The organism is Serratia sp. (in: enterobacteria) (genome assembly GCF_046715635.1).
Lineage (GTDB): Bacteria > Pseudomonadota > Gammaproteobacteria > Enterobacterales > Enterobacteriaceae > Chania.
Genome location: NZ_JBKJYW010000023.1, coordinates 1 through 9,077, shown reverse-complemented (window position 1 = coordinate 9,077; position 9,077 = coordinate 1). Strand labels below are relative to the sequence as shown.

Here is a 9,077-nt window from a genome sequence, read left to right as displayed (position 1 = left end):
GTGTTGTACTGCACCATTTACTGGAAAACGATTATTTGCGTTTCAACGAACTACATCGTCGTCTTCCTGGTATTAGCCAGCGTTTGCTTACCAAGCAACTGCGCGATCTTGAAGAATCTGGACTTGTGTCACGAACTGTTTATGCAGAAGTACCTCCACGAGTTGAGTACCGTCTGACTGAAGAAGGATTCACCTTACGTCCAGTGATAGATATTCTGGCTAATTGGGGCGAAGTTCGCATAGCACGTCAAAAAATGGAAATCTTGCCAAAATCCACTGGCTGATAAGTCAAGTTGAATCAAGACCCCCCCATAAAGGAGTGCGTCTTGAAGTTGATATGGATTTTATTAACCATCGATTAGTTTCCTGGTGCCGACGCCAGGCGTCGGGCAGCCTCTACGACGGAGGCTCGACGTCTGGCATATTCTTTTGTGCTATCGGGCCCCGTTAACATACGCGCGACCTGTGGAACGGCAGACCACCAGCCAGCCAGGGCTAACACCAAAAAAGCCAGATGATCGGCCTCAATGGCTTGGGTGACTATTCCCTGGCGTTGCCCATCTGCCACGGCCTCAATCTTGTATCCATAGTATTCACGTCGTAGTTCTTCGTCCGGCACCTCACCATTGAAGGTCAAACCTTCCCAGCGCATGAGTCGACTCAGTTCCGGGTTCTCACGGTGATAATCGTAGGCACGGCCAGCGTAGTCGCCAATATCTTCACCCGCAAAGGATGTCATGGGCAACGCCAACGCCACCTCGGCCAATTCGCTATGCAACACGGCTGAGAACAACGCCCGCTTGTCGCCAAAGTAATTGTACACACGCTCCTTGTTGACACCGGCCAACTTGGCAATCCGCTCAAGGGTGGTGCCATCGGGGCCTAGTCGAGCGAACTCGGTCATCGCCGCGTCCAGAATTTTGCGTTTCGTCCCTTCGGTATCCCAAGCCATTTTTCTACTCTCTCATTTATGGGTTGTTGTTGTTGCGTAATCATACTATAGTAAATTCCAACTCAAACGTTGGAGTTGGTATTTTACCTTATAATCGGAGTCTGAACTATGAAAAACACCATCCTCATCTGTGGCTATGGCCCGGGAATTTCCCATGCAGTCGCTCGCCGTTTTGGTAAGGCGGGTCATCCCGTTGCCCTGATTGCGCGCAATGTTCAGCGTCTCACTGAGGCGGTCGCGGAATTGACCGCCGAAGGCATCCAGGTTCAGGCTTTCCCGGCCGATCTGAGCGATGTTAAAGCGATTCGACGTGTCGTCACGGACGTACGTGAAACCATGGGGCCTATAGGCATCCTGCATTGGAACGTCTTTCTCGATATCGAAGGTGACCTGTTATCCATTCCCCCCGCGGATCTGAGCAAGAGTTTCGATCTCCGCGTTGTTGGCTACATCACCGCGGTACAAGAGAGCATGACCGACCTTGCGGCATCAAAAGGTACCGTACTGGTGACCAGCGGCGTCATGGCACTTGATGACCCACAAATCAACGCGTTCGCCGTCGATTATGCTGGGATTGCCATCAGCGGTGCCGCTCAACGCAAGGCCACCCATATTTTGGCGCATAGTTCCGCAAGACTGGTTCAGAGGATGGGTCTGTCCAGGGAACGGGTAGGTCTACTAAACTCAGACCCATTAGACTAAAAAAACAGGGTGAGGGGCATCACTACTCCAACAACCCACGCTGGCGTAGCGTGAATCGGGTCGCTTCATTCAGATCGTAGCTGGCCAGTTCTTCCTTCCGCACCCAGGCATATTCTTCAAACTCGTCATTAAGCGTGATGCTGCGGTTGGCCGCGTGGCAGTCAAAAATCAGGTAAATCATATAGATTTGCTCTTTGCTGCCGTCTTCATAGGTCTTTACCCGCACGTCGTCGCGGAACGTCCAAGGTTGAATGCGGTCCAGCACCAGATCGCGACCCAGTTCTTCACTCACTTCACGGCGCAACGCCTGCTCGATGGTTTCCCCTGGCTCAGTACCACCGCCGGAGAGCGCCCACTGGCCGGGGAACACCCCTTTATGGGCCGCCATTTTGCACAGCAGATAGGCGTTATCGTTTTCAATTAACGGGCAAACAATAATACGTTGACGCATCGTAACTCCATGTTTTAAGGGCACCAGATTGCTGCACGCATTATACGCCAGTCAGCCAAAGGGAGTTTTTAATTCTCATCTTCCGCCAATGCTTTAGAATCACCAGGGAACATCAATGGGAGGGAACTCATGAATTATCAAATGGCACCTTTCTGGTTTTACTCGGGAAAGTTTGTTTTGTTGGTATTACTGGCGGTAGGGTCGGCATTTACTGGCGTTACCGCGCCGATCTTCTATGGCTTGTTGGCCGGGCTCGTTATGCCGGTGGTGATTTCCATGCGCCTGCACCAACTGGCAGAAAAATGCCTGGTGGTAATACCAAAGGATCTTTCCCAATGGACGGTTTACGTGCATGGCATCCCGGTGCAAGAAACCCGCAATACTTTGACTAACCCGTGTTTCGCCATCCGGCAACAACTGCGCGCCTTCTTCCTGCGCGCGTTTGCCATCAAATTACTTTTGCAGTGCGGCGCATTGATATTGCTGATCTCGCAGGTGTGGCCGTTTCGCGATATCTGGATCATCTTGGGTATTGGTCTGCTCGTCGCACTTTGGTTGCTGTTGAAGTGTGTGGAGACCTGCAAGCTGTTGGCCGCCGTGGTGAGGCAAATGTGGCTGATAGCTGAGATACGTAGCGGAACTGATTCAATCTGGTATTGTGCAGGTTTCGGCAGGCCAGAGCAGCAGATAGCCGCTTTGGAAAAACTATTGGCAATTTAAAACGGCAGGTGGGATGAGAACCGTGATCCTCATCCCGCTGGCCTACAGTTTGGACCGGTACTCATCTTCCAACCGGCTCATTGATTCCCAGAAGGGGCGTGGCGTACGTTCTTGCAGGAGATCCAGCAGAATATCCAGGTGAGTGTGCCAGCCACTGGCGACGCTGAGCAGGGTATCGCGGTTGGCTAGACGACGATGGGTAAGGGTCAACAGCACCTTATCCTGTTGCTCGGTCAGTTCAATAGTGACTTCAGAAGGACGGGTTTCCCCGGTTTCCGCCCAGGTAAAGCTCACCAGGCGCGGTGGTAGAATGCAGGTGATATGACCCACCTGGGAGATCTTACCGGCACAGGACTTGTATTTTGCTGGCGGTTTCTCATCCTCACCGGCCAAATCGGCATTGCAGAACAGTAGCTCGATCTTGGCCCCGACCTGCAAGGGCATCTCACCAGCAGCCAGCCAACTGGCGCGTTTATCCGATTCTATCAGGTAGGCCCAGACGCGTTTGAGCGGGCCGGGCAGCAGCCGCTGGATCCGCAGCGTACCGGTTTCAATAATCATACCGTAGTCGTTCATGGGTTCACTCCGTTGGAGGATGTGAGTCGGCCTGCAGCAGCGCTTGTTCTAGCGCGTCCAGCCGCTCATTCCAGAAATGTTCGTAGGTTTGCAGCCATTGCATGGCCTGCACCATCGGCTCAGGGGCGAGCCGGCAGATATGGTTTCTTCCCTGCACGGTGCGTTGCACCAGCCCGGCCTGCTCCAGCGCTTTGATATGCTTGGAAGCACCGGCAAACGACATCTCGAACGGCGCAGCCAGTTCACCGATGCTGTGTTCGCCTTCAGCCAGCGTACGCAGAATGGCGCGCCTTGTCGGGTCGGCCAGTGCGTGGAAAATGGCGTCCAGCGGTGAGGAAGATAATTTAACCATATGGTTAAATATAGAACGTCAGCGTCAATACTCAACCTGTACGTTGAATATTTTTTAACCTTGTCACATTAAAAGTGTGGGTAAGACTTTATGCCGGAGAACGATCGAGCAGAGTAAGGGCGACTGTCACCGCTTTTTCCAGCCGGGCACGGCTCACGCCATCCCGAGCCTGAACGGATAAGCCATGCAGGAACGCAGCAAAATAATCGCCAAGGCTCTCTGCATCGGTGTTGGCGGGCAGTTCTCCAGCCCGTACCGCGGCCTGCAATCTGGCGATAATGCCTTGGGTGCGTTGTTGGCGATGCTCCATCAACCAGCGCCTGACGCCCTGATTATCCTCACTGACGCTGACCGCAGAAGAAACTACCATGCATCCTTGAGGATGTTCACCGTGGCTATAGAGGGCAACAGCGTCGTTCAGCATCTGTTTGATGGCTTCACACACACTAGCCTGTTCTTCGAAAGCGCGTTCGGCAAAGCCACCTTCGTGGGCTTCGTAGTGTGTTATCGCTTCACGAAACAGTAACTCTTTCGAGCCGAAGGCCTTGTAGATCCGCGCCGAAGCAATGCCCAGTGCGGTCACCAGGTCGGACATTGAGGTGCCTTCAAATCCCTGTCGCCAAAATAAGTCCCGCGCTTGCAATAGGGCCTGTTCACGATCGAACTCTCTTGGTCTACCTGCCATCGTCATCTTCTCCGGTGATTTTGCTGCGGGCTACAGGATCGCTTAAATAGCGCATAACGCCAACGAATTTCAAAATCCTCTTGCCGATGATTCGATTTAAGCCTATTGTTTGTCAATCGACAAACAATAGGAAAGACGATGAAAACGATTAAAGGCCCCAGCCTGCACCTTGCTCAATTTAGTGACGCAACTCCTCCGTTCAACAGCCTGCCAGCGATTGCCGCCTGGGCAAAAGAGACGGGTTTTAAAGCTTTGCAGATCCCCGCGTGGGATAGCCGTTTGTTTGATGTGAAAACGGCGGCGGAAAGCCAAAGCTATTGCGATGACATCACCGGCATGCTAGCGCAGCACGGCTTGGTGATCAGCGAATTGACCACGCATATTTTCGGCCAACTGATGGCGGTACATCCCGCCTATGATGCATTATGTGACAGCTTTGTGCCGGAGGGGCTACGTGGCGATCCGCAAGGACGAACGCTTTGGGCCAAAGAAAACCTGCTGTTGGCGGCAAAAGCGTCCGCACGGTTAGGCCTGACTGAAATGGGCACCTTCTCCGGTTCGTTGGCTTGGCCCTACCTGTTTCCTTTTCCGCAGCGCCCAGAAGGGTTGATTGAATCGGCCTTCGATGAGCTGGCCAAACGGTGGTTACCGGTGCTTGACGCCTGTGATGAGCAGGGCATCAATCTGTGCTATGAGATCCACCCCAGCGAAGATCTGCATGATGGCATTACCTTTGAAATGTTCCATCAGCGTGTGGCCGCTCATCCGCGTTGCCAAATGTTGTTCGATCCCAGCCATTTCGTGCTGCAACAGCTCAACTATCTGGAATTTATTGATATCTATAAAGAGCACATCCGCATGTTTCACGTTAAGGACGCGGAGTTCAATCCCAGCGGTCGGCAGGGGATTTACGGCGGTTATCAGTCGTGGACGGATCGTGCAGGGCGGTTCCGTTCATTAGGGGATGGGCAGGTAGACTTTAAAGGCATCTTCTCCAAACTGACGCAGTACGATTTTGCCGGTTGGGCCACGCTTGAATGGGAATGCTGCCTGAAGCATCCGCAAACCGGGGCCGAAGAAGGGGCTGCGTTTATCCGCAACCATATTATTCCCGTCACGGATAAAGTGTTTGATGACTTTGCCGGTGCGCCGGTCAATCAACAACAAATCAACGCCTTGCTGGGCATTCGCTAACCTCTGGAGCACCTTATGACTATGCAGAATCACGGGCCATTATCCCATGGGCTCGAGGCCGAACACGTCTATATTAAAATCAACGGCCACCGTATTCACTGCGCCATCGCCGGTACTGGGCAACCGGTGTTGCTGATCCCCGGCTGGCCGCAAACCTGGTACACCTGGCGTTACGTCATGCAGGCGCTAGCCAATGCGGGCTTTCAGGCTATTGCTGTAGATCCGCCAGGCATAGGGGACTCGGACAAACCTCTAGGGGGTTATGATACCGGCAGCGTTGCTGAAAAACTCCATCAGGTTATGACGCAACTGGGGCATCAGCGTTATGCGGTGATCGGCCATGATATTGGTATGTGGGTGGGTTATGCACTGGCCAGCGATTATCCTCAGGCGGTTAGCAGGTTGGTGCTGACCGAAGCGGTGATCCCTGGCTTGGCAGAGGCTCCCTCGATCTTTGTTGCTGCCGAGGACAATATCTTCCTATGGCATTTTATGTTTAACCAGTTAACCGACTTGCCCGAAGCCCTGACCACCGGCCGGGAGGCTGAGTATCTGGGATACATTTTCAACCGCTGGTCTTACCGACGCGATCGAGTCGCCGCAGAAACCTACATTGCTGCTTACTCGGTGCCTGGCAGCTTGCGTGCCGGTTTTGATTATTATCGTGCCATTCCGGAGACGATTCGCCAAAACCAGCAGCGGGCTAAAACCCAGTTGCTGATGCCGGTGATGACGATTGGCGCAGAACATGCTACCCGCGATGCGCCATTCCTTACCTTGCAAGGTAAGGCTAACCAACTCCAAGGGGAAGTGGTGCCGGGCTGTGGGCACTTCATTACCGAGGAGTGCCATGAGGAATTTATCGCCCTGATCCTGCCTTTTTTACCGGAGGGGAAAATCGATGCCGTTAGATAAGCAGATCGCGCTGTTTTTGCAGCAACAGACTGATGCGCCTGCTCCATCCTCATTGGAGGCGCTACGTGCACAGACTGCGGTTGAGTTACAGCGCTTGCAGGGTGAGCCCCAGCCCGTCCAGAAAATAACGGATTTCCACATCCCGGTCAGCGGTGGGCAAACTATAGCTTTGCGTGGTTATATTCCCTGGAATGCGTCAGAAAATGTAGCGCATCCGGCAATGGTGTTCGCTCATGGTGGCGGTTGGTGCCTGGGTTCGCTAGACGTTTACGATGTCCCTTGCCGCGCGTTGGCCAATGCCACCGGGCGAATGATCTTATCTGTCGATTATCGCCTGGCACCGGAATATCCTTTCCCGGTCCCATTACATGACGTTTATCAAGCGCTATGTTGGGCCTCGGAACAAGCAGCGCAAATCGGCATTGATCCTCTGCGGATCGCGCTTGGCGGGGATAGTGCGGGGGGTAATCTGGCGGCAGCGGCAGCTCTGATGGCCAGAGAACGGTCAGGGCCAACCGTAGAACATCAATACCTGCTTTATCCTGCATTAGATAGCGAGATGACAATGCCCAGCTTTACCGAATATGGTGAAGGTTACTACCTGACGCAGGCTATCATGGGGTGGTGCTGGGCAAACTACCTTGGGCAGGATACCGACCCTAGGGAGTCTTACGCTTCTCCTTGGTACGCATCAACGCTGGCCGGCTTACCGCCAGCGACGATCCTGGTGTGCGAATACGATCCACTGCGGGATGAAGGTGAACACTACGCACAGCGATTGCAAGCCGCCGGCGTTAACGTGAATTGCCAGCGTTTGCCGGGGATGGTGCACGCTTGCATGCATATGACTGGTTTGGCCCCGAAAGCTCAGGTTTTGTTTACTGCGCTGGAGGCATTGCCTTAATTTGCTGCCCGCCAAGGAAGGCGGGACAACGCGCTATTAAAATGATAAATCTAGTATTGACGCGTTATTATCAGTTCAGCGAGATAGATCGCTGTATGCCAACCCTAAAACGTAACAGGAGCCAGGGAAGTGCAAGGTGTGCCAGAACAGTTTCCGTTTGAGAAAGACCGCGCCCAGTTCCGGCATTTGCAGCAACTGCCGGGCGTAGAGCTTTATCAGGCCCATATCGATCGCTATGCGTTTGAGCCACACGCCCATGATGCGTTTGGCATCGGCACGGTGGAAGCCGGAGCGGAGCGCTTTCGCTACCGTGGGGCACAACATTTAGCCGCTCCGGGAGCCTTGGTGCTGATGAACCCGGACGAGCTGCATACTGGTGAAGCGGAAACCGCAGGCGGCTGGAACTATCGCATGATCTACCTGGAGCCTGTGGTGCTGGAGCGGATTTCTGGTGAGAAGGGCTGTTGGTTCAACGAGGTAATCCATCATGATGCGGCAGCAGCCAAGCGGCTTTCGCAAACGCTGGCTGCATTATGGCAAACCCGGGATACGCTGGCGCTAGATAGCCTGCTGCTGTCCGTGGTTGATATTTTCCGTCCCCACCTGCGTATTACTCAACCGCAGCAGAGTGAGGCCGCTCACCGCATGGCGATTGTGAAGGAGTATCTGCGGGATAATTTCGCTTCCCCGATCACATTGAACGATCTGGCGGCGTTGGTCTCGCTCAGCCCGTATCATTTCCAGCGTAAATTCAAAGCGCAATTCCATGTCACCCCACATCAGATGTTGATGGCGATCAGGCTCGAAAAGGCCAAGCAGATGCTCGGGCGGGGAATGCCTGCGGCCGAGGTGGCCGTAGCGGTGGGGTTAACCGATCAGGCACATCTCACCAAAGCGCTGGTTAATCGTTACGGTGTCACGCCTGCGCGCTACCAAAAGCAGGTGAGGCGTTAAGTCGGCGGGCGCAGCAATGCAGCGCCCCTACGCTGTGAACCCGGTGAGGGTCTGTCAGCAGACTCAAAACAGCAACCTGGTACAATATTTTAACTTCTCGTTCTTCTATCCTGACGCCACTTTAACTAGCTGTTGACGATGGAGTCACTATGTTTGTCGGTGTGTTGTTTGCCCTGATTGCCGGATTGATGTGGGGCCTGATCTTTATTGGCCCGGTATTGGTGCCGGACTACCCAGCAGCGTTGCAGTCCACCGGGCGCTATCTGGCTTTTGGGCTTGTCGTGCTACCGTTGGCCTGGTTGGATCGCCGTCGCCTGCGTCAACTGCTGGCTAAAGATTGGTTAGAGGCGTTAAAACTGACCGCGATCGGCAATCTGCTGTATTACCTGTGCCTGGCCAGCGCGATCCAACGTACCGGAGCGCCGGTATCAACCATGATTATCGGCACGTTACCGGTGGTGATATCGGTCGCTGCCAATCTGTTTTATGGCCATCACGATGGCCGCCTCTCCTGGCGAAAATTGACTCCGGCCTTACTGGTGATTGCCCTTGGGTTGGTGTTGGTCAACGTTGCGGAACTGCAGGGCAATAGCGAGCCTATTAATGTTTGGCGTTATACCAGCGGGTTGGGATTGGCACTGTTAGCGGTGATGTGTTGGACCTGGTTCCCAC

13 protein-coding genes are annotated in these 9,077 nt (G+C 53.8%); 8 read left to right on the top strand and 5 right to left on the bottom strand.

Annotated features, from left to right (window positions below; translation table 11 throughout):
* On the top strand, window positions 1-284 hold a 284-nt coding region (locus tag ACLQ7H_RS01120; protein ID WP_411751080.1), incomplete at its 5' end, for a winged helix-turn-helix transcriptional regulator.
* Between the two features lie 74 nt (window positions 285-358).
* Here ACLQ7H_RS01120 and ACLQ7H_RS01115 read toward each other — a convergent pair.
* A complete protein-coding gene (locus ACLQ7H_RS01115) occupies window positions 359-952 on the bottom strand; it encodes a TetR family transcriptional regulator (RefSeq protein WP_411751079.1) in 594 nt (197 codons plus the stop codon).
* 108 nt (window positions 953-1,060) lie between these two features.
* On the opposite strand from ACLQ7H_RS01115, the gene ACLQ7H_RS01110 reads away from it, so the two are divergent.
* On the top strand, window positions 1,061-1,654 hold the full coding sequence (locus ACLQ7H_RS01110; protein ID WP_411751078.1) for an SDR family NAD(P)-dependent oxidoreductase: 594 nt from the start codon (window positions 1,061-1,063) through the stop codon (window positions 1,652-1,654).
* 22 nt (window positions 1,655-1,676) lie between these two features.
* On the opposite strand, the gene nudI is transcribed toward ACLQ7H_RS01110, so the two are convergent.
* Window positions 1,677-2,105, bottom strand: a complete 429-nt coding sequence (gene nudI / locus ACLQ7H_RS01105) for a nucleoside triphosphatase NudI (protein ID WP_411751077.1) — start codon at window positions 2,103-2,105, stop codon at window positions 1,677-1,679.
* Between the two features lie 129 nt (window positions 2,106-2,234).
* On the opposite strand from nudI, the gene ACLQ7H_RS01100 reads away from it, so the two are divergent.
* On the top strand, window positions 2,235-2,825 hold the full coding sequence (locus ACLQ7H_RS01100) for a hypothetical protein (protein ID WP_411751076.1): 591 nt from the start codon (window positions 2,235-2,237) through the stop codon (window positions 2,823-2,825).
* 42 nt (window positions 2,826-2,867) lie between these two features.
* Here the strand turns inward: ACLQ7H_RS01100 and ACLQ7H_RS01095 are convergent, their stop codons facing one another.
* The 3 genes from ACLQ7H_RS01095 to ACLQ7H_RS01085 all read right to left on the bottom strand — a co-directional run bounded on the left by ACLQ7H_RS01095 (window position 2,868) and on the right by ACLQ7H_RS01085 (window position 4,438).
* On the bottom strand, window positions 2,868-3,401 hold the full coding sequence (locus ACLQ7H_RS01095) for an SRPBCC family protein (protein WP_411751075.1): 534 nt from the start codon (window positions 3,399-3,401) through the stop codon (window positions 2,868-2,870).
* Between the two features lie 4 nt (window positions 3,402-3,405).
* Window positions 3,406-3,753, bottom strand: coding sequence for an ArsR/SmtB family transcription factor (locus ACLQ7H_RS01090; RefSeq protein WP_046808221.1), 348 nt, complete (start codon window positions 3,751-3,753; stop codon window positions 3,406-3,408).
* Between the two features lie 88 nt (window positions 3,754-3,841).
* A complete protein-coding gene (locus ACLQ7H_RS01085) occupies window positions 3,842-4,438 on the bottom strand; it encodes a TetR/AcrR family transcriptional regulator (RefSeq protein WP_411751074.1) in 597 nt (198 codons plus the stop codon).
* A gap of 138 nt (window positions 4,439-4,576) precedes the next feature.
* Here ACLQ7H_RS01085 and ACLQ7H_RS01080 point away from each other — a divergent pair, with 138 nt between their 5' ends.
* The 5 genes from ACLQ7H_RS01080 to ACLQ7H_RS01060 all read left to right on the top strand — a co-directional run.
* The gene (locus tag ACLQ7H_RS01080) at window positions 4,577-5,632 is read left to right on the top strand and encodes a sugar phosphate isomerase/epimerase family protein (RefSeq protein ID WP_411751073.1); all 1,056 of its coding nucleotides are present in this window, start codon (window positions 4,577-4,579) and stop codon (window positions 5,630-5,632) included.
* 15 nt (window positions 5,633-5,647) lie between these two features.
* On the top strand, window positions 5,648-6,547 hold the full coding sequence (locus tag ACLQ7H_RS01075; protein WP_411751072.1) for an alpha/beta fold hydrolase: 900 nt from the start codon (window positions 5,648-5,650) through the stop codon (window positions 6,545-6,547).
* The gene (locus tag ACLQ7H_RS01070) at window positions 6,534-7,451 is read left to right on the top strand and encodes an alpha/beta hydrolase (RefSeq protein ID WP_411751071.1); all 918 of its coding nucleotides are present in this window, start codon (window positions 6,534-6,536) and stop codon (window positions 7,449-7,451) included. Before ACLQ7H_RS01075 ends, ACLQ7H_RS01070 begins: the two co-directional genes overlap by 14 nt.
* Window positions 7,452-7,580: 129 nt before the next feature.
* The gene (locus tag ACLQ7H_RS01065) at window positions 7,581-8,405 is read left to right on the top strand and encodes an AraC family ligand binding domain-containing protein (protein WP_411751070.1); all 825 of its coding nucleotides are present in this window, start codon (window positions 7,581-7,583) and stop codon (window positions 8,403-8,405) included.
* Between the two features lie 149 nt (window positions 8,406-8,554).
* Window positions 8,555-9,077, top strand: a 523-nt coding sequence (locus ACLQ7H_RS01060) for an EamA family transporter (RefSeq protein ID WP_411751069.1), incomplete at its 3' end; no start/stop codon positions are given.

What these genes read in the sequence shown, in the direction of transcription:
- ACLQ7H_RS01115 (WP_411751079.1), bottom strand. Translation starts at nt 952, where the DNA reads ATGGCTTGGGATACCGAAGGGACGAAACGCAAAATTCTGGACGCGGCG.
- ACLQ7H_RS01110 (WP_411751078.1), top strand. Translation starts at nt 1,061, where the DNA reads ATGAAAAACACCATCCTCATCTGTGGCTATGGCCCGGGAATTTCCCAT.
- nudI (WP_411751077.1), bottom strand. Translation starts at nt 2,105, where the DNA reads ATGCGTCAACGTATTATTGTTTGCCCGTTAATTGAAAACGATAACGCC.
- ACLQ7H_RS01100 (WP_411751076.1), top strand. Translation starts at nt 2,235, where the DNA reads ATGAATTATCAAATGGCACCTTTCTGGTTTTACTCGGGAAAGTTTGTT.
- ACLQ7H_RS01095 (WP_411751075.1), bottom strand. Translation starts at nt 3,401, where the DNA reads ATGAACGACTACGGTATGATTATTGAAACCGGTACGCTGCGGATCCAG.
- ACLQ7H_RS01090 (WP_046808221.1), bottom strand. Translation starts at nt 3,753, where the DNA reads ATGGTTAAATTATCTTCCTCACCGCTGGACGCCATTTTCCACGCACTG.
- ACLQ7H_RS01085 (WP_411751074.1), bottom strand. Translation starts at nt 4,438, where the DNA reads ATGGCAGGTAGACCAAGAGAGTTCGATCGTGAACAGGCCCTATTGCAA.
- ACLQ7H_RS01080 (WP_411751073.1), top strand. Translation starts at nt 4,577, where the DNA reads ATGAAAACGATTAAAGGCCCCAGCCTGCACCTTGCTCAATTTAGTGAC.
- ACLQ7H_RS01075 (WP_411751072.1), top strand. Translation starts at nt 5,648, where the DNA reads ATGACTATGCAGAATCACGGGCCATTATCCCATGGGCTCGAGGCCGAA.
- ACLQ7H_RS01070 (WP_411751071.1), top strand. Translation starts at nt 6,534, where the DNA reads ATGCCGTTAGATAAGCAGATCGCGCTGTTTTTGCAGCAACAGACTGAT.